A 19,069-nucleotide genomic window follows, 5' to 3' on the forward strand; every position below is an offset into this window, starting at 1 on the left:
GAATATTTGAACCGTTAAACCGCGGCAGCGCCGCCGACGATTTCCGAGATCTCTTGGGTGATCGCAGCCTGACGCGCCTTGTTGTAGATCAGCTGCAAATCGCTGATCAAATCACCGGCGTTATCAGTGGCGTTCTTCATCGCGATCATCCGCGCAGCTTGTTCAGCTGCACTGTTCTCGACCACCGCCTGGTACACCTGCGACTCCACGTAACGAACCATCAAGCCGTCTAGCAGCTCTTTGGCGTCCGGTTCGTAGAGATAGTCCCAGTGGTGCTTGAGTTCTTGATCCGGGGTCGCCACCAGTGGAATCAATTGCTCCACAGTAGGCTGTTGCGTCATGGTGTTGATAAACTTGTTGGACACCACGGACAGGCGATCAATACGGCCTTCCAGGTAAGCATCCAGCATCACCTTAACGCTGCCGATCAAATCATTGATCGACGGTTCTTCACCCAGATGGCTGATTGCAGCGACGACGTTACCGCCGAAGTTACGGAAAAAAGCCGCACCTTTGCTGCCGACCACGCACAGATCAATCTCGACGCCGTTTTCACGGTTTACCGCCATGTCCTTGACCAAAGCCTTGAACAGGTTGGTATTCAAACCACCGCACAAGCCACGGTCACTGCTCACAACCACATAACCCACACGCTTAACTTCGCGGTCGATCATGAAAGGGTGGCGGTATTCCGGGTTGGCGTTGGCCAAATGCCCAATAACCTGGCGGATGCGCTCCGCATAAGGACGGCTAGCAGCCATGCGCATTTGTGCCTTGCGCATTTTGCTGACCGCCACTTTTTCCATGGCGCTGGTAATCTTTTGCGTGCTTTTGATGCTCGCAATCTTACTGCGAATCTCTTTTGCGCCTGCCATGTAACACCTATCAGGTTAGCAAGCGGGAGCCTTGCGGCTCCCGCTGCGGCTTACCAGGTTTGGGTGGCCTTGAACTTCTCGATGCCGGCTTTGATGCCAGAATCGATTTCGTCATTGAAGTCACCTTTAACGTTGATCTTCGCCATAAGCTCGGCGTGATCGCGGTTGAAGTAAGCAATCAGCGCTTGTTCAAAGCTACCGATCTTGGTGATTTCGACGTCAGTCAGGAACCCACGCTCAGCGGCATACAGCGACAGCGCCATGTCAGCGATCGACATTGGTGCGTATTGCTTCTGCTTCATCAGCTCGGTAACGCGCTGACCATGCTCAAGTTGCTTACGGGTCGCTTCGTCCAGGTCAGATGCGAACTGGGCGAATGCCGCCAGTTCACGGTACTGAGCCAGAGCGGTACGGATACCACCGGACAGCTTCTTGATGATCTTGGTCTGAGCGGCACCACCCACACGGGATACCGAAACACCGGCGTTCACTGCAGGACGGATCCCGGAGTTGAACATGGCCGATTCCAGGAAGATCTGACCGTCAGTGATGGAAATCACGTTGGTCGGAACGAACGCGGAAACGTCGCCAGCTTGAGTTTCGATGATCGGCAGTGCGGTCAGGGAACCGGTTTTGCCGGTCACTGCGCCGTTGGTGAACTTCTCTACGTACTCTTCGGATACGCGGGATGCGCGCTCCAGAAGACGGGAGTGGAGATAGAACACGTCGCCCGGGTAAGCTTCACGGCCTGGTGGACGGCGCAGCAGCAGGGAAATCTGGCGGTAAGCCACTGCTTGCTTGGACAGATCGTCATAAACGATCAGTGCGTCTTCACCGCGGTCGCGGAAGTATTCGCCCATGGTGCAACCGGAGTACGGTGCCAGGAACTGCAGCGCTGCGGATTCGGAAGCACTGGCAGCAACGACGATGGTGTTAGCCAACGCGCCGTTTTCTTCCAGCTTGCGAACCACGTTGGCGATGGTCGATTGCTTCTGACCGATCGCTACGTATACACAGAAAATGCCGCTGTTCTTCTGGTTGATGATCGCGTCGATCGCCAGAGCGGTTTTACCGATCTGACGGTCACCGATGATCAGCTCACGCTGGCCACGGCCGACAGGGATCATGGCATCGACAGCCTTGTAGCCAGTCTGTACAGGCTGGTCTACCGACTTACGCCAGATCACGCCTGGAGCAACTTTCTCGACTGCATCAGTCTCGGTGTTGTTCAGCGGACCTTTGCCATCAACTGGGTTACCCAGTGCGTCGACAACGCGACCCAGCAGTTCCTTACCAACCGGAACTTCCAGGATGCGGCCAGTGCACTTGGCGCTCATGCCTTCAGCCAGAGTCGTGTATGCGCCCAATACAACAGCACCTACAGAGTCTTGCTCCAGGTTGAGGGCCATGCCGAAGACGCTGCCCGGAAACTCGATCATCTCGCCGTACATTACGTCGGCCAGACCGTGAATCCGCACAATACCGTCAGATACGCTGACGATGGTGCCTTCGTTACGGGCTTGGGAGGTCACATCGAGTTTTTCGATGCGGCCCTTGATAATTTCACTTATTTCGGAAGGATTGAGTTGCTGCATTGCTCTGCTGCCCCTTCAAACTCAAGATTTCAATGCTTCGGCAAGGCTTGCGAGTTTTCCGCGAACCGAGCCATCGATAACCAGGTCGCCGGCGCGGATGATGACACCACCTATAAGGCTGGCATCCTCCGCAACTTGCAGGCGCACTTCCCGGTTGAGTCGTGCACTGAGAACCTTGGCGAGTTTGTCTTGCTGTTCTTGGTCCAATGTAAAAGCACTGGTCACTTCTACGTCTACCGACTTCTCTTGTTCAGCCTTGTACAGGTCAAACAGAGCGGCGATCTCCGGCAATAGCGGGAGACGGTCGTTTTCGGCAACGACGTTGATGAAGTTCTGCATTTTTACATCGAACTTGTCGCCGCACACGTCAATAAACGTGGCGGCCTTTTCTGCGCTCGTCAGTCGCGGGGCCTTGAGCACGCGCTGCATAGTGTCGTCTTGCGACACTGCTGCAGCCAGGCCGAGCATGGCTGACCAAGAGGCCAGTTGCTGGTGGGCCTGGGCGTGCTCGAAGGCTGCCTTAGCGTAAGGTCGGGCCAACGTGGTCAATTCTGCCATGATCGCCCTCGCTTAAATTTCAGCAGCCAGTTTATTAACCAGCTCCGCGTGCGCGTTTTGATCGATTGTGGCACCCAGGATCTTTTCAGCGCCTTCAACGGCCAGGCTACCCAATTGGGTGCGCAGCGCGTCTTTGACACTGTTGATTTCCTGTTCGATCTCGGCCTGAGCCTGAGCCTTCACACGGTCAGCTTCAACGCGAGCCTGTTCACGGGCTTCGTCTACGATCTGAGTACCGCGTTTCTTGGCTTGCTCAATGATTTCAGCTGCTTGAGCCTTAGCTTCGCGCAGTTGTTGACCCGCTTTATCTTGGGCCAACTCCAGGTCGCGAGCTGCTCGGTTAGCAGCGTCCAGTCCAGCCGCAATCTTCTTCTGACGTTCTTGCAATGCCGCGATGACCGGAGGCCACACGAACTTCATGCAAAACAGTACAAAAATGAAGAACGCAACGGACTGGCCAATCAGGGTTGCATTAATGTTCACGCCAACACCTCGCTCGTTCGTTGTCCATCACTCTAATCAACTCGAAAATTCGAGTGATTAGCCAGCGAGTTGACCAACGAAGGGGTTCGCGAAGGTGAAGAACAGTGCAATACCAACACCGATCATGGTTACGGCGTCGAGCAGACCGGCAACGATGAACATTTTAACTTGCAGCATTGGAACCATTTCTGGCTGACGCGCTGCGCCTTCCAGGAACTTGCCGCCCAACAGGCCGAAACCAATTGCGGTACCCAGTGCGCCCAGGCCGATCAACAGTGCAACAGCGATAGCGGTTAGACCAACTACAGTTTCCATCTTTCCTCCCGACTTTTACGTCGTATGGTTTAGGTTTTTTAGATTAAAGCGGTAAAACAAAATCATTTTGCGACACCCCCATGCCGGAGCAGGGGGCGCCAGACTCGCCGAGACGGGTCTTAGTGGTTATCTTCGTGTGCCATCGACAAGTAGACGATGGTCAACATCATGAAGATGAACGCTTGCAAGGTGATGATCAGGATGTGGAATACAGCCCACGCCCATTGCAGCACCACGCCCAGACCGCTAAGCCAAAGCAGGCCGCTGCCGAACATTACGGCGATCAGGATAAATACCAGTTCGCCAGCATACATATTGCCGAACAGACGCAGAGCCAGCGAGATTGGCTTGGCAATCAGCGTCACGAATTCGAGCAGGAAGTTCACCGGAATCAGCAGCGCCTGAATAAAGATATTCTTGCTGCCAAACGGGTGCAGGGTCAGTTCACCGATGAAACCGCCGATGCCTTTGACTTTGATGCTGTAGAAGATGATCAGTGCAAACACCGACAGGGCCATGCCCATGGTCGCGTTTGGATCTGTCGTCGGTACGGCACGGAAAGGGATGTGCGGGTCGCCAGTGATCAGCATCGCCAACTGAGGAATCCAGTCAACCGGTACCAGGTCGATGGCATTCATCAGGAATACCCAGACGAAAATGGTCAGCGCCAGTGGTGCAATGACGGCACTGCGACCATGGAAGCTGTCTTTCACACTGCCATCAACGAATTCAATCAAAACCTCTACGAAGTTTTGCAGTGCGCCTGGTTGACCGGAAGTTGCCTTCTTGGCCGCCATGCGGAATACGAGGATGAAAATCAGACCGACAAACAGCGACCAGCCGAGAGTATCGACATGGAACGCCCAAAAGCCCATTGATTTAGCTTCTGCAACGGTGTGAGCAAAGCCCCAGCCACCATCAGGTAGCTGCCCGAAGGTCAGGTTCTGTAAGTGGTGCTGGATATAGCCCGAAGCGGTTGTTTCTGCCATGGTTGCCTCAAACGCCCTAAGGTCTCGAAAGTGTTGTTCTCATTAGCAGGGGAGCGAACCAACTGACCAGTTGGGTCAGCACGAAGACGCCGAATACAGCTAGCGGCGCCAATGGCTTCACACCTGCAAACGTCAGCGCGAACAGCACTGCCGTCAAAATTAATTTGCCTGCCTCGCCAGCGTAAAACGACCGGACGATGGCTTGCGCTGCTCGGGCGCCGGAAAACCGGAAAGCCCTGTGAGCAAAATACACATTGGGTAGCAAAGCTATCAGGCCTCCGCAGAGTCCTGAATATCCGGCTACGACTCCATGCCATTGCCAGAGCCCCAGAGCAGCCAGCAATAAAACGACAAATTGAGCCAGTAAAACTGGAAATACCGCCAAGCGATGGAACGGCAAGCGGTTTGGCGTGCGGGTTTCCATCACAACTGCTCCTCAAAGGTCGGCTGCCAAAAGAAAAAAACTTGGCATAATTTGTGCCGACAAAATGCGCGCAGAGTATAGGGGCGCTTAAGCCCCTATTCAACTGTCAGGTAGTGATTTCCGACTGCGCGCTACATGAGGAAATGTTTCAGCGGATGTGAGCAAGCACTCCTTGAAGCTCATCCAGAGAGTTGTAACCAATGACTAACTGACCCTTTCCCTTCTTACCGTGGCGAATCTGCACCGCAGAGCCTAGGCGCTCGGCCAGACGCTGCTCGAGCCGGGTGATATCCGGATCGGTTTTGACCGGTTCGGCAGGCTCTTGCTTGCCACTCAACCACTGGCGAACCAGGGCTTCGGTCTGACGCACGGTCAAACCACGTGCGACAACGTGTCGCGCCCCTTCAACCTGCTGATTTTCAGGCAAACCCAGGAGTGCCCGGGCATGACCCATTTCCAGGTCACCATGGGACAGCATGGTTTTGATCACTTCCGGCAGTGAAATCAACCGTAACAAGTTAGCCACAGACACTCGGGACTTACCCACAGCATCGGCCACCTGTTGCTGAGTCAGCTGGAACTCTTGCTGCAAACGCTGCAAGGCCACGGCTTCTTCAATCGGATTGAGGTCTTCACGCTGGATGTTTTCGATCAGCGCCATTGCAATGGCAGTTTCATCCGGTACGTCTTTGACCATCGCCGGGATGGTGTCCTTGCCCGCTTGCTGACTTGCACGCCAGCGGCGCTCACCGGCAATGATCTCAAAACGCCCGCCAGCGATCGGACGCACCACGATCGGCTGCATCACGCCCTGAGACTTGATCGAACTCGCAAGCTCTTCAAGTGCCTGGGGGTCCATGTCGCGACGAGGCTGGTATTTACCGCGCTGGATCAAGTCCAGGGGCAAATGCTGCAGTTCGCTTTGATCAACCTTGACCGCTTGTTCTTCCAGCGAGCTGACCGTAGGACCACTCAGAAGAGCATCCAGTCCGCGTCCGAGACCTCGTTTCTTGACGGCCATGGGATTTCCTTAAGTTGGCTGAGCAGTGCGGGAGGTACGACGTTGACGACGAACCAGCTCGCCCGCCAGGGCAAGGTAAGCAATCGCGCCACGGGAATTTTTGTCATAGGCCAGGGCAGGCATGCCATAGCTTGGCGCTTCAGCCAGACGGATATTGCGCGGAATCACGGTGTCGTAGAGCTGCTCGCCAAAGTGTTCCTTGAGCTGGGCCGAGACATCGTTCATCAGGCTCAGACGCGGATCGTACATAGTCCGCAGCAAGCCTTCGATTTTCAGGTTCGGGTTCAGCAGCTCAGCGATACGCTTGATGTTATCCACAAGGTCGCTCAAGCCTTCGAGCGCGAAGTACTCGCACTGCATGGGGATAATCACCCCGTCGGCAGCGACCAGAGCGTTCAGGGTCAGCATCGACAGTGACGGCGGGCAATCGATCAGGATGTAGTCGTAGCTCTCACGGACCGGGGCCAGTGCAGTACGCAGACGGCTTTCCTTCATCTGCATTTCGAGCAGTACGACTTCAGCCGCGGTCAGATCGCGGTTAGCTGGCAGTAACTGGTAACCACCGTGTTCGGAGTAGTGCATGGCCTCGGCCAGATCACACTCACCGATCAACAGGTCATAGACTGAATTCTCGAGACCATGCTTATCCACACCGCTACCCATGGTGGCGTTGCCCTGTGGATCGAGGTCGATCAGCAGTACGCGGCGCTTGGTCGCGACCAACGATGCTGCGAGGTTGATACAGGTGGTGGTTTTACCCACACCACCCTTTTGGTTCGCTATTGCGAATACCTTAGCCATTCTTGCTTGCGTTCCCAATCATGCCGTGCGGCGCAGTATCAGCAGATGGCGTTGGCCTTGGCAACCCGGAACGGTCAAGGCGTGTTCGCCATCGAGACGAAAATCAGACGGCAATGCTACCAGCTCATCGGCCGGATGAACGCCCTTCATTGCCAACCAGCGCGTTTCGCTGTCACCAAGGTGACGCGTCCAGTTGCTGAAGTTTTCCATACTGCTGAAAGCTCTGGACACAATTCCAGTGAACGGTTGCGCAGGCTGATACTCCTCGACGCGACTGTGGATAACTTGCAGGTTATCCAGCTTGAGCTCGAGTTTGACCTGGGTCAGGAAGCGGGTTTTCTTGCCGTTACTGTCCAGGCAGGTCACTTGCGACCCGGGAAACAGGATGGCCAAGGGAATCCCCGGCATGCCGCCGCCACTACCGACATCCAGCCAGCGGCCGTTTTCGATGAAAGGCATCACGCTCAGACTGTCGAGCAAATGGCGCGACACCATTTCGTCGGGGTTACGCACAGCCGTAAGGTTGTAGGCCTTGTTCCATTTGATCAACAGGGCGAGATAACCCAGCAACTGCTGGTGCTGGGCCTCGGTCAGATCGACGCCCAGCTGGCGTGCACCTGTGGATAACTCTTCAGCATGTTGTGCGGTAACCAGCGAACTCAAGCGTTTTGCTCCAACTTGCGGCCAGCGCCGCGTTTTTTCAGGTGAATCATCAACAGGGAGATCGCAGCCGGTGTCACACCGGGAATGCGCGAAGCCTGGCCCAGCGTCTCGGGACGCGTAGCACCCAGCTTGCTCTGGATCTCTTTCGACAGTCCGGAGATGGTCGTGTAATCGATATCCACAGGCAGTTTGGTATTTTCACTGGCCCGCAGACGAGCAATCTCATCCTGTTGACGATCGATGTAACCGGCATATTTGGTCTTGATTTCAACCTGCTCGGCCACCAGCGGATCGGTTGCACCCTGCCCTGTCACTTCGATCAGACCGACGTAATCAATTTCGGGACGGGTCAGCAGATTCAGCAAATTGTATTCGTGGGTCAAAGGCGTACCGAACCGGGCTGCAATCGCTTCACCCTGTTCAGTGCCCGGGCGAACCCAGGTGCTCTTCAAGCGCTGTTCTTCCTGCGCGATGCTTTCGCGCTTGGTGCAAAACGCAGCCCAGCGGGCGTCGTCGACCAGGCCAAGCTCGCGTCCTTTCTCGGTCAGACGCATATCGGCGTTGTCTTCACGCAGGATCAGGCGGTACTCGGCCCGGGAGGTGAACATCCGGTACGGTTCTTGAGTTCCCAAGGTGATCAGATCGTCCACCAGGACCCCGATGTAGGCCTCGTCGCGACGAGGGCACCAGCTGTCTTTGCCCTGTGCAAGCAATGCCGCGTTGGCGCCGGCGAGCAAACCTTGTGCTCCGGCTTCTTCGTAACCGGTGGTGCCGTTGATTTGTCCGGCAAAGAACAAACCGCCGATCACCTTGGTTTCGAGGCTGTATTTCAGGTCACGGGGATCGAAATAGTCGTATTCGATGGCATAACCTGGACGCACGATGTGGGCGTTTTCCATACCGCGGATCGACTGCACAATCTGGATCTGCACATCGAACGGCAAGGAAGTGGAAATCCCGTTCGGGTACAGCTCGTGGGTCGTCAAACCTTCAGGTTCGATAAAGACCTGATGGCTTTCCTTGTCGGCAAAGCGATGAATCTTGTCTTCGATGGACGGGCAATAGCGCGGACCAATGCCCTCGATAACACCCGAATACATCGGTGAACGATCAAGGTTGGCAGCAATGATTTCGTGGGTGCGGGCGTTGGTATGGGTAATCCAGCAACTGACTTGCGCCGGATGCTGTTGCTTGTTGCCCATGAACGACATCACTGGAATCGGGGTATCGCCAGGCTGTTCGGTCATGACCGAAAAATCCACTGAACGACCATCAATACGCGGTGGTGTACCGGTTTTCAGGCGACCGACCCGTAATGGCAGTTCACGCAGGCGCTGTGCCAGGGCGATCGAAGGTGGATCACCGGCCCGGCCGCCTGAATAATTCTGCATTCCGATGTGGATAAGTCCACCGAGGAAAGTGCCTGTGGTCAAAACCACGGCATCGGCCATGAAACGCAGACCCATCTGGGTTACTACGCCACGGACCTGATCCTGTTCAACGATCAGGTCATCAGCCGCTTGTTGAAATATCCACAGGTTGGGCTGGTTTTCCAGAATTTCCCGTACTGCCGCCTTGTACAGAATGCGGTCGGCCTGTGCACGGGTTGCACGCACTGCCGGGCCTTTGCGGCCATTGAGTACACGGAACTGGATACCGCCTTTATCGGTGGCAATCGCCATCGCGCCACCGAGGGCATCGATTTCTTTAACCAGATGGCTTTTACCAATCCCGCCAATCGCAGGATTGCAGCTCATTTGCCCGAGGGTTTCCACGTTGTGGGTCAACAGCAGGGTTTTTACGCCCATACGTGCTGAAGCAAGTGCAGCCTCGGTTCCGGCGTGACCGCCGCCGATGACGATCACTGCAAAACGGGAAGGGAAATTCACCACGCACCTCGTGCCTGTTTCTAGGGGTTTTTGGATAGACCGCAAAGTATAGGGACTTCGCCCTTCTTAAAGAACCCTTTGCACAAAATTTAACCAGCTGTGGATAAGGCCAGATAGATAAATAAATAGAGAAGAAATTTATAAAGCTTTGTTTTTATGTTTATTACTACTGAGCGACCTATCTGTGGATAGATTGCTGAAGGCCTTTAAACGCGTACTGTACAGAGATTCAAAAATCTGTGGTTAGGTGCCAATGAGGGGTTTGGATAAGTGCTTTAAGCTTGTGGATAAAGACCTCGCTTATCCACAGGGGTGGTTATCTTCAGTTTTCAGGCCTACTTACCCACCGAGCTGAGGGGCGGTTATGCACAGGGCTTATTTCATGTTTATTGTGCAATCCAGCCAATAAACAGGCAGCCGAAGGCCGCTCGAATGGCTGTTTCATCAAGCGGCCTGACGATCGGTAGCTGGGTAAAGCGAAAAATGCCTGAAATTAACCCCTTCAGACGGAGATATTCAGCCAGCCTGAGGTCGAGGCCTCAAGCCTGTGGGTAATTCCGATAGCGTCCACAAACGCTTCATCGTGGGAAGTCACGATCAAAGTCCCCCGGTACTGCTGGAGCATCGATTCCAGGGCCCGGATAGAGGGCAAATCGAGATGATTGGCCGGTTCATCCAGCAATAAAAGCTGTGCTGGCTGTTGTGCATAAAGCACACATGCCATTGCCGCTTTCACCCGCTCACCCCCACTGAGCTGTGCACAAGTCTGGTTTACCTGGTTAGCGTCAAGGCCTATTTGCGCCAGCCGGGTACGCAATTCACTGTCATTGAGCTCCTGGTTCAGAGCGCGCAATTGCTCAAGCACTGACAGCCCGGGCTCCAGCAATGTCAGATGCTGGTCGAGATAAGCCGCTGTCACAAAGGTGTGAGCCTGGCCCGATATGATAGGAAGCTGCCCGGCCAAAACCTTGAGCAAGGTCGACTTGCCGCAACCGTTTGGCCCCACAAGGGCGACTCGCTGGCCCCGACTCAGGGTCAGGTTGACCAGCTGCAGAGGCTCAGCCCCCCGGGGCAAACGGGCATCTATCAGCTCTGCGATTTGCAACGGTACGTTTTGGCTGCGTACAGGTGGATACACAAAAATGCTCTGTTGGTCTTCTACCTGGCTTGCAGCCAGGTGGACCTTGGCAGACAAGGCCTGATGTGCAGTGTTTTGTTGCAGCCGCAGTTTGCCGCTACTGGTCTGACTGCGTTCCTTTTGCCGATCCAGCAGGATCTTCGCCTGGTTACTGCCACTGGCCTGTTGCTTGCCTCGGGCTTGCCTGCGCTCAAGGCGCTCCCTTTGCTCACGCTGGGCATGCTCCTCGCGTTTGCGTTCAACCTTGGCTGATTCCAGTCGTTGCAGGGCCGACTGTTGCTGCTGGTCTTTGGCCTGTGCATAAAACGAGAAATTGCCGCCATAGCTGGTGAGTCCAGGGATGAGAGTTCCACGATGCGTTCCATGCACTCCAACAATTCGCGGTCATGGCTGATCACCAGCAGACCGCCGGGCCAACGTTGCAGTTGTTGATACAAAGCCTGTCGGTGCTGACGATCGAGATGATTGGAGGGTTCATCCAGTATCAAAAAGTCGGCTTCAGACAAAAAAGCGCCCATCAAAGCTACGCGCATGGCTTCGCCACCACTGAGCGCCGAAGCAGGTGTCGAAGGATTCAGGTGGGCGAGTCCGTTTTGCTGCAGCTGGTCGAGCAATTGCTGACGAATGTTCCACTGCTCTCCTACGCAGTCAAAGTCCGCTTGGACAGTGCTGCCTTGCCCGATACGCTCAAGGGCACAGAGGATGGGCTGCACGCCTGCCAGATCGGCCAGGGTCCGCTCTGATTCAAGGCTGACTTGCTGTGCCAGGTAATACACCGATCCGTTGCGCAGACAGCGACCTGAGCTGGGCAAGAGATCCCCTGCGATTAGACGCGCCAGGATACTTTTGCCCACGCCATTGCGCCCGATCAGGCCTGTGGGGCGTTGGTCGAGGTGCAAATCAAGGTCAGAAAACAGCGGGCTACCGTCGGGTAGCTGATAAGAAACGCTTTCCAGCGTCACATAGGGAACGTGAGTCATATGCACTCCAAAGATGCCCAGAACTGCCCCTGCTGTGAGGGGAATAAGAACTGGCCGCAAGAATCGCGGCGGCATCAATGACGCATTGGACTAACACCTCTGTGGATGTGGGGAATGGAAACTATACCGAAAACTGTAGGAGCGAGCTTGCTATCTTTTAACCGCTCGCTCCTACAGGGATCTTGGCTATTTACCGATACAGAAGCTGGAGAAGATCCGTCCCAGCAGATCATCCGAGCTGAATGCCCCGGTAATCTCGCCGAGGGAATGCTGGGCCTGACGTAAATCCTCCGCCAGCAACTCACCGGCACCCGCCAGGGTCAGCTGTGCCCTGCCGTGCTCCAGGGCATCACTTGCATGGCGCAACGCCTCCAGGTGACGACGGCGTGCACTGAAGCTGCTCTCAGAGGTCTGCTCGTAGCCCATGCAGGCCTTGAGATGATCGCGCAGCAACTCGAGGCCATCTCCGGCATCTGTGGAGCGGGCACTCAAGCTGATGGTCACGTGGCCATCGTCACAGACCTGCAGACGAATATCCTCTCCGGTCAGGTCAGCCTTGTTGCGGATCAAGGTTACTTTGGCCGGGTCCGGACGCTGCTGCAAAAACTCGGGCCACAGGGCAAAGGGGTCATCAGCCTCTGGTGCAGTCGCATCCACCACCAGCAACACCCGGTCAGCTTCACCAATGGCCTTGAGGGCTCGTTGTACACCGATTTTTTCGACTTGATCATCGGTGTCGCGCAGACCTGCAGTGTCTACCACGTGCAACGGCATGCCATCGATGTGGATATGTTCACGCAATACGTCACGGGTGGTGCCGGCAATTTCGGTAACAATTGCGGCTTCGCGTCCGGCCAGTGCGTTGAGCAAGCTGGACTTTCCTGCATTGGGCCGGCCGGCAATCACTACTGTCATGCCGTCCCGCAACAATGCACCCTGGCCTGCCTCGCGCATCACGGTGGATAACTCATGGCGAACCTTGTCGAGCATCCCCAGCACGTGGCCATCGGCCAGAAAGTCGATTTCCTCTTCCGGAAAATCAATCGCAGCTTCGACGTAGATGCGCAAACCGATCAATTGTTCGGTCAAGTTATGCACACGCTGCGAAAACGCTCCCTGCAAGGAGCGCAAGGCATTGCGTGCCGCCTGTGCAGAGCTGGCCTCGATAAGGTCGGCAATGGCTTCGGCCTGGGCCAGATCGAGCTTGTCATTCAAAAATGCGCGTTCGCTGAACTCGCCCGGGCGTGCCAGGCGGCAACCCAGTTGAATACAGCGTTGCAGCAACATATCGAGAACAATGGGGCCGCCGTGACCTTGCAGTTCCAGCACGTCTTCGCCGGTAAAAGAGTTGGGGCCCGGGAAGTACAGCGCGATGCCTTCATCGAGTACTTCGCGGTTTTCCCCATAAAACGGACCGTAGTGGGCGTAGCGCGGCTTCAATTCGCGCTCGCTGAATGCTTTGGCTGCGATGCTTGCGAGCGGGCCGGAGATACGCACGATACCCACACCACCTCGGCCTTGGGCAGTTGCCACAGCGGCAATGGTTTCAGCAGCAACACTCATAAAACAGGCCTCAAAACAAAAGTGATGGAAAGCAAAACGCCCCACTAGGGGGCGTTTTGAGTGGTGCTCACCAGAGTAAGTTACTCGGCTGCTTTTTTGGTAGCAGCTTCGACCTTACGTGTGATGTACCACTGTTGGGCGATGGACAGGCAGTTGTTCACAACCCAGTACAGCACCAGACCAGCCGGGAACCACAGGAAGAAGAAGGTGAAGATGATTGGCATCAGCTTCATCACCTTGGCCTGCATCGGATCCGGAGGAGTCGGGTTCAGACGCTGCTGGATGAACATGGTTGCGCCCATGATGATCGGCAGAATGAAGAACGGGTCCTTGATCGACAGGTCGGTAATCCAGAGCATGAACGGCGCCTGGCGCATTTCAACACTTTCCAGAAGTACCCAGTACAAGGACAGGAAGACCGGCATCTGCACCAGAATCGGCAAGCAGCCGCCCAGCGGATTGATCTTCTCTTTCTTGTACAGCTCCATCATCGCTTGCGACATTTTCTGGCGATCATCACCGAACTGCTCTTTCAGAGCGGCCAGTTTTGGTGCCACAGCGCGCATGCGGGCCATCGACTTGTAGCTGGCGGCCGACAGAGGGAAGAAGATCCCTTTGATCAGCATGGTCAGGAAAATGATCGACCAGCCCCAGTTACCTACCAGGCTGTGGATATGTTGCAGCAGCCAGAAAATAGGCTGGGCAATGAACCACAGGATGCCGTAGTCGACAGTCAGTTCCAGGCCTGGGGATAACTCTTTGAGCACACCCTGGCTTTTCGGACCGGCGTACAAGGTAGCGCTGGTTTCGCCTGTTTTGCCCGGCTCAACGGTCAAGGTTGGACCGGTAAAACCGATGATGTAGTTGCCCTGGCTGTCTTTACGGGTCTGAACTACGTTGGAATCACCCTTCTGAGGAATCCATGCGGTTACAAAGTAGTGTTGCAGCCATGCAACCCAGCCACCTTGAACGGTTTCTTTCAGCTGGCCCTTGTCGATATCTTTCATCGACACTTTTTTGTACGGCTCAGAACTTGTCCACAGGGCGGCGCCCAGGTAAGTCGCAGTGCCGGTGGCGGTGCTGGAAGAAGGATCGGAGCTGTTGTCGCGTTTCAATTGCGCGAACAGGTTGCCGTTCCACGGCTTGCCGCTCTCGTTATCAATCAAATAGCTGACTTGAACATCGTACAGGCCACGCTTGAGCGTGAAACGCTTGATGTAGTTGATCCCGTTTTCGCTGAATTTCAGGTCAACGACCAACTGATCCTGGCCTGGAGCCAGTTCATAAGTCTTTTTATCTGTGCTGAAAACCGGGCGACCTGCAGGGCGGGCATCCGGTCCATCAACACCTGTCAGGCCGCTTTGAGCCAGATAGGTGCGTTCGTTGCCGTTATCGAACAACTGGAAAGGAACATCCGGGTGGTCCTGACGGCGCGGATAAAGCGGCAGACGCAACTGGGCAATGTCGCCACCCTGTGGATCAATCGCAATGTCCAGAACATCCGTTTTCAGGTGGATGAGATCTTTGCTTGCAGCAACCGGAGTTTCAGTCGGTGTGCTGGTATCGCCATTGGCGCTGGGTACATCGGCACTGTTGGAAGCGTTGTTACCTGAAGCCGTGTCGGGCAAAGCCGGCGCGGTGGTGCTGCTGGCGGCAACATTCTGAGTCGGCAGTGCAGCTTGGCCGTAGTCCTGGTTCCATTTCAGGACCATAACGTAGGACACGACTGCTAGAGCGACGATCAGGATCGTGCGTTTAATATCCATGATTACTCGGCCATCGAAGAAGAACGGGAGGTAGGGATAGGTGGAACCGGGTCGTAACCACCGGGATTCCACGGGTGACAGCGACCTAAACGACGAAAGGTCAGCCAGCCGCCGCGAAGAACGCCATGATTTTCGATGGCTTCCAACGCGTAGCAGGAACAACTGGGGTAGAAACGGCAGTGGCTGGCCATCAAAGGACTAATGGCATAACGATAAAACTGGATCGGAACGAGCACCAGTTTACGCATCAGGACTGCCTACCCCTACAGTTTCGGTTTTAACCGCTGGAACTGGCGCGTTACGGGCCAGACGCTTCCAGAGTTTGCCGAAATGCTGAATCAATTCGGGGTTCTCTACGTCACCCAAACCTTTGCGCGCGACGATAACGATATCCCAACCAACCAGTAAATCCTGGTGGAGACGAAACGATTCACGCATCAAACGCTTAAGGCGATTGCGCTCAACGGAGAGCTTTACGCTCTTTTTACCGATCACTAACCCCAAACGGGGGTGATCGAGATCGTTGCTGCGCGCAAGGAGCAGGAGATTTTTCCCCGGAACCTTGCCGGTGGGGGAGTCAAAGACTGCCTTGAAATGTCGGGGAGTGAGTAACCGCTTTTCCCGACTGAAGTCCTGACTCACCACCATTGTCTGATTATCAAACTGCCAGACGTGCACGGCCTTTGGCGCGGCGACGCGACAGGACTGCACGGCCGTTTTTGGTTGCCATGCGAGCACGGAAACCGTGAGTGCGGGCGCGTTTGATAGTGCTTGGTTGGAAAGTACGTTTCATGTCGTGCTACCTGGTTCGTCCACAACGGGCCGGAATGGCCCCCGTTTTAAGAGACCGGCGATTCTAGAGAAAGCAAGCCGATAGGTCAATTTCCAACCAACGTTTACTGCTAAATAGATGTTTGGCCTTTTGCACAGCCCTTTCACCAGCCAACTATAAAAATAAAGAAACGAAGTATTTAAAGCTCTTTTATAAAGCTTATTAAACTTAGGGACGCCATCTTCTGTGGATAACTCGCTCGAGGCTAGATAAATCAACGTTCTCAGAGGATGACAACACTGTCGAGAAGCCGTGCTCTGCCTGTGCTGCACCCTCGGATAAGCTGTGCACGAAAGGGCTATTTATCCACAGGCCACTTATGCACAGAGTTTCGACCCCACTTGTGCAACGAGCTTAGGCCCGCTTATCCACAGACCTTATGCACATACCATTTGTCGCTTTGTTCACAGCAAAAAGGCGAATCTCCCCTTATAGGCAGGCAACCTACATGTGGATAAGTGGGCGAGTGCTCGCTACAATGGCGCCTGTTTTTGCCTCACCGGCTTTCAACTTAGGGGATATCCGTGTCAGTGGAACTTTGGCAGCAGTGCGTAGAGCTTTTGCGCGATGAACTGCCTGCCCAGCAATTCAACACCTGGATCCGTCCACTACAGGTCGAAGCCGAAGGCGACGAGTTGCGTGTGTATGCACCCAACCGCTTTGTTCTCGACTGGGTCAACGAGAAGTATCTGAGCCGTTTGCTCGAACTGTTGAATGAGCACAGCAATGGCATGGCGCCTGCGTTGTCCTTATTAATAGGCAGCAAACGCAGTTCAGCTCCTCGTGCAGCACCCAATGCGCCGCTGGCGGCCGCGGCTTCTCAACAAGCCCCGGCCCCGGCGAGCGCACCGACTGCCTCGGCTCCTGCGTCAGCGCCCGCACCTAAACAGTCGGCTCAAGCAAGCGAAGAACCTTCGCGTGCCAGCTTCGACCCGATGGCGGGTGCCAGTTCGCAACAGGCGCCTGTACGCGCCGAGCAGCGAACTGTTCAGGTTGAAGGTGCGCTCAAGCACACCAGCTACCTGAACCGCACCTTTACCTTCGAAAACTTCGTAGAAGGCAAGTCCAACCAACTGGCCCGCGCTGCGGCGTGGCAGGTGGCGGATAACCCCAAGCACGGTTACAACCCGCTCTTCCTTTATGGCGGCGTTGGCCTGGGTAAGACTCACTTGATGCACGCGGTGGGTAACCACCTGCTAAAGAAGAACCCGAATGCCAAGGTCGTGTACCTGCATTCCGAGCGTTTTGTAGCTGACATGGTCAAGGCCTTGCAGCTCAACGCAATCAACGAATTCAAGCGCTTCTACCGTTCGGTGGACGCCTTGCTGATCGATGATATTCAGTTCTTCGCACGCAAAGAGCGCTCGCAAGAAGAGTTCTTCCATACCTTCAACGCCCTGCTTGAAGGCGGCCAGCAAGTCATCCTCACCAGTGACCGTTATCCGAAAGAAATTGAAGGTCTTGAAGAGCGTCTCAAGTCGCGCTTCGGCTGGGGCCTGACGGTTGCTGTTGAACCGCCGGAGCTTGAGACCCGGGTCGCGATCCTGATGAAGAAAGCCGATCAGGCCAAGGTCGACCTGCCTCACGACGCAGCGTTCTTCATTGCCCAGCGCATTCGTTCCAACGTGCGTGAGCTCGAAGGTGCGCTCAAGCGTGTCATCGCTCACTCGCACTTTATGGGCCGTGACATCACCATCGAGCTGATTCGCGAATCCCTTAAAGACCTGCTGGCGCTACAGGACAAACTGGTCTCTGTGGATAACATCCAGCGCACAGTGGCCGAGTACTACAAGATCAAGATTTCGGACCTGCTGTCCAAGCGCCGTTCGCGCTCGGTGGCGCGACCACGTCAGGTCGCCATGGCACTGTCCAAAGAACTGACCAACCACAGTCTGCCGGAAATCGGTGACGTGTTTGGCGGTCGCGATCACACCACGGTCTTGCACGCATGCCGCAAGATCAACGAACTCAAGGAATCCGACGCGGACATCCGCGAGGACTACAAGAACCTGCTGCGAACTCTGACAACCTGATGACACCAGCGCAGCTTATTAAGGCAAGGGACTAGACCATGCATTTCACCATTCAACGCGAAGCCCTGTTGAAACCCCTGCAACTGGTCGCAGGCGTTGTTGAACGCCGCCAGACCTTGCCGGTATTGTCCAACGTGCTGTTGGTTGTCGATGGCCAGCAACTGTCGCTGACCGGTACCGACCTTGAAGTCGAGCTGGTCGGTCGGGTACAGCTGGAAGAGCCGGCTGAGCCAGGCGAAATCACCGTGCCTGCTCGCAAGCTGATGGATATCTGCAAAAGCTTGCCCAACGATGCCCTGATCGACATCAAGCTCGACGACAACAAGCTGGTGGTCAAGGCCGGGCGTAGCCGCTTTACGTTGTCCACCTTGCCAGCCAACGATTTCCCGACTGTGGAAGAAGGCCCGGGTTCGCTGACCTGCAACTTGCAGCAAAGCAAACTGCGACGCCTGATCGAGCGCACCAGCTTCGCGATGGCTCAGCAGGACGTGCGTTACTACCTCAACGGCATGCTGCTGGAAGTATCGGCCGGCATCATCCGTGCCGTGGCCACTGACGGTCACCGTCTGGCCATGTGCTCGATGAAAGCCGATATCGGCCAGCCGGACCGTCACCAGGTGATTGTCCCGCGCAAGGGTATCCTTGAGCTGGCGCGCTTGCTGACCGAACCGGATGGTGAAGTCAGCATCGTTCTGGGTGCTCACCACATCCGTGCCACCACCGGCGAGTTCACCTTCACCTCCAAGCTGGTAGACGGCAAGTTCCCGGACTACGAGCGTGTGCTGCCCAAAGGCGGTGACAAGATCGTGATTGGTGATCGCCAGGCACTGCGTGAAGCGTTCAGCCGTACCGCGATCCTGTCCAACGAGAAATACCGTGGTATCCGCCTGCAACTGGCCAATGGCCAGCTAAAGATTCAGGCCAATAACCCGGAACAGGAAGAAGCGGAAGAAGAAGTGGGCGTTGACTACAACGGCGGCTCGCTGGAAATCGGCTTTAACGTAAGCTATCTGCTGGACGTGCTGGGCGTAATGACCACTGAACAAGTGCGACTGATCCTGTCTGACTCCAACAGCAGTGCCCTGGTGCAAGAGTCTGACAACGACGACTCGGCCTACGTTGTTATGCCGATGCGCCTGTAACT

Annotated in this window: 18 protein-coding genes and 1 pseudogene; 2 read left to right on the top strand and 17 right to left on the bottom strand. The window is 55.4% G+C overall.

Going from position 1 to position 19,069, the window contains the following annotated elements:
• Positions 1 to 14: 14 nt before the first annotated feature.
• The 17 genes and pseudogenes from atpG to rpmH form a co-directional block, all read right to left on the bottom strand.
• Entirely contained in the window at positions 15 to 875 is an 861-nt protein-coding gene (gene atpG, locus JQ845_RS17045; RefSeq protein ID WP_003438003.1) for a F0F1 ATP synthase subunit gamma, read from the bottom strand.
• Between the two features lie 50 nt (positions 876 to 925).
• Positions 926 to 2,470, bottom strand: a complete 1,545-nt coding sequence (atpA, locus tag JQ845_RS17050) for a F0F1 ATP synthase subunit alpha (protein WP_003438001.1) — start codon at positions 2,468 to 2,470, stop codon at positions 926 to 928.
• Positions 2,471 to 2,491: 21 nt separating this feature from the next.
• The gene (locus JQ845_RS17055) at positions 2,492 to 3,028 is read right to left on the bottom strand and encodes a F0F1 ATP synthase subunit delta (RefSeq protein WP_003437999.1); all 537 of its coding nucleotides are present in this window, start codon (positions 3,026 to 3,028) and stop codon (positions 2,492 to 2,494) included.
• A gap of 12 nt (positions 3,029 to 3,040) precedes the next feature.
• Entirely contained in the window at positions 3,041 to 3,511 is a 471-nt protein-coding gene (locus JQ845_RS17060; RefSeq protein WP_003437998.1) for a F0F1 ATP synthase subunit B, read from the bottom strand.
• Between the two features lie 57 nt (positions 3,512 to 3,568).
• Positions 3,569 to 3,826, bottom strand: coding sequence for a F0F1 ATP synthase subunit C (atpE, locus tag JQ845_RS17065; protein WP_002555987.1), 258 nt, complete (start codon positions 3,824 to 3,826; stop codon positions 3,569 to 3,571).
• A 119-nt stretch (positions 3,827 to 3,945) separates the two neighbouring features.
• Complete coding sequence (gene atpB, locus JQ845_RS17070; RefSeq protein ID WP_161719247.1) at positions 3,946 to 4,815, bottom strand: F0F1 ATP synthase subunit A; 870 nt, start codon at positions 4,813 to 4,815, stop codon at positions 3,946 to 3,948.
• Between the two features lie 16 nt (positions 4,816 to 4,831).
• On the bottom strand, positions 4,832 to 5,239 hold the full coding sequence (locus tag JQ845_RS17075; RefSeq protein WP_003437994.1) for a F0F1 ATP synthase subunit I: 408 nt from the start codon (positions 5,237 to 5,239) through the stop codon (positions 4,832 to 4,834).
• A gap of 148 nt (positions 5,240 to 5,387) precedes the next feature.
• Positions 5,388 to 6,260 carry a ParB/RepB/Spo0J family partition protein gene (locus JQ845_RS17080; RefSeq protein WP_003437992.1) on the bottom strand — a complete coding sequence of 291 codons (873 nt, stop codon included), beginning with the start codon at positions 6,258 to 6,260 and terminating at the stop codon, positions 5,388 to 5,390.
• 9 nt (positions 6,261 to 6,269) lie between these two features.
• The gene (locus JQ845_RS17085) at positions 6,270 to 7,061 is read right to left on the bottom strand and encodes a ParA family protein (RefSeq protein WP_003437990.1); all 792 of its coding nucleotides are present in this window, start codon (positions 7,059 to 7,061) and stop codon (positions 6,270 to 6,272) included.
• 18 nt (positions 7,062 to 7,079) lie between these two features.
• Complete coding sequence (rsmG, locus tag JQ845_RS17090; RefSeq protein WP_003437989.1) at positions 7,080 to 7,724, bottom strand: 16S rRNA (guanine(527)-N(7))-methyltransferase RsmG; 645 nt, start codon at positions 7,722 to 7,724, stop codon at positions 7,080 to 7,082.
• Positions 7,721 to 9,613: a tRNA uridine-5-carboxymethylaminomethyl(34) synthesis enzyme MnmG gene (gene mnmG / locus JQ845_RS17095; RefSeq protein WP_003437986.1), complete on the bottom strand. Its 1,893-nt coding sequence runs from the start codon at positions 9,611 to 9,613 to the stop codon at positions 7,721 to 7,723. The genes rsmG and mnmG overlap by 4 nt, the downstream gene beginning before the upstream one ends.
• Positions 9,614 to 10,115: 502 nt before the next feature.
• A pseudogene (locus tag JQ845_RS17100) lies at positions 10,116 to 11,731 on the bottom strand (ABC-F family ATP-binding cassette domain-containing protein).
• 186 nt (positions 11,732 to 11,917) lie between these two features.
• Positions 11,918 to 13,294: a tRNA uridine-5-carboxymethylaminomethyl(34) synthesis GTPase MnmE gene (gene mnmE / locus JQ845_RS17105; RefSeq protein ID WP_203009293.1), complete on the bottom strand. Its 1,377-nt coding sequence runs from the start codon at positions 13,292 to 13,294 to the stop codon at positions 11,918 to 11,920.
• 80 nt (positions 13,295 to 13,374) lie between these two features.
• Positions 13,375 to 15,060, bottom strand: coding sequence for a membrane protein insertase YidC (gene yidC / locus JQ845_RS17110; protein ID WP_003437981.1), 1,686 nt, complete (start codon positions 15,058 to 15,060; stop codon positions 13,375 to 13,377).
• 2 nt (positions 15,061 to 15,062) lie between these two features.
• Positions 15,063 to 15,308: a membrane protein insertion efficiency factor YidD gene (gene yidD, locus JQ845_RS17115; protein ID WP_003437980.1), complete on the bottom strand. Its 246-nt coding sequence runs from the start codon at positions 15,306 to 15,308 to the stop codon at positions 15,063 to 15,065.
• Positions 15,301 to 15,702 carry a ribonuclease P protein component gene (gene rnpA / locus JQ845_RS17120; RefSeq protein WP_029612709.1) on the bottom strand — a complete coding sequence of 134 codons (402 nt, stop codon included), beginning with the start codon at positions 15,700 to 15,702 and terminating at the stop codon, positions 15,301 to 15,303. The genes yidD and rnpA overlap by 8 nt, the downstream gene beginning before the upstream one ends.
• 16 nt (positions 15,703 to 15,718) lie before the next feature.
• Positions 15,719 to 15,853 carry a 50S ribosomal protein L34 gene (gene rpmH / locus JQ845_RS17125; protein ID WP_003213577.1) on the bottom strand — a complete coding sequence of 45 codons (135 nt, stop codon included), beginning with the start codon at positions 15,851 to 15,853 and terminating at the stop codon, positions 15,719 to 15,721.
• A 563-nt stretch (positions 15,854 to 16,416) separates the two neighbouring features.
• Here rpmH and dnaA point away from each other — a divergent pair.
• Complete coding sequence (dnaA, locus tag JQ845_RS17130) at positions 16,417 to 17,925, top strand: chromosomal replication initiator protein DnaA (protein WP_003437978.1); 1,509 nt, start codon at positions 16,417 to 16,419, stop codon at positions 17,923 to 17,925.
• Between the two features lie 38 nt (positions 17,926 to 17,963).
• Positions 17,964 to 19,067 carry a DNA polymerase III subunit beta gene (gene dnaN / locus JQ845_RS17135; RefSeq protein ID WP_003437977.1) on the top strand — a complete coding sequence of 368 codons (1,104 nt, stop codon included), beginning with the start codon at positions 17,964 to 17,966 and terminating at the stop codon, positions 19,065 to 19,067.
• Positions 19,068 to 19,069 lie beyond the last annotated feature (2 nt).

The organism is Pseudomonas paraversuta (assembly GCF_904063065.1).
Lineage (GTDB): Bacteria > Pseudomonadota > Gammaproteobacteria > Pseudomonadales > Pseudomonadaceae > Aquipseudomonas > Aquipseudomonas paraversuta.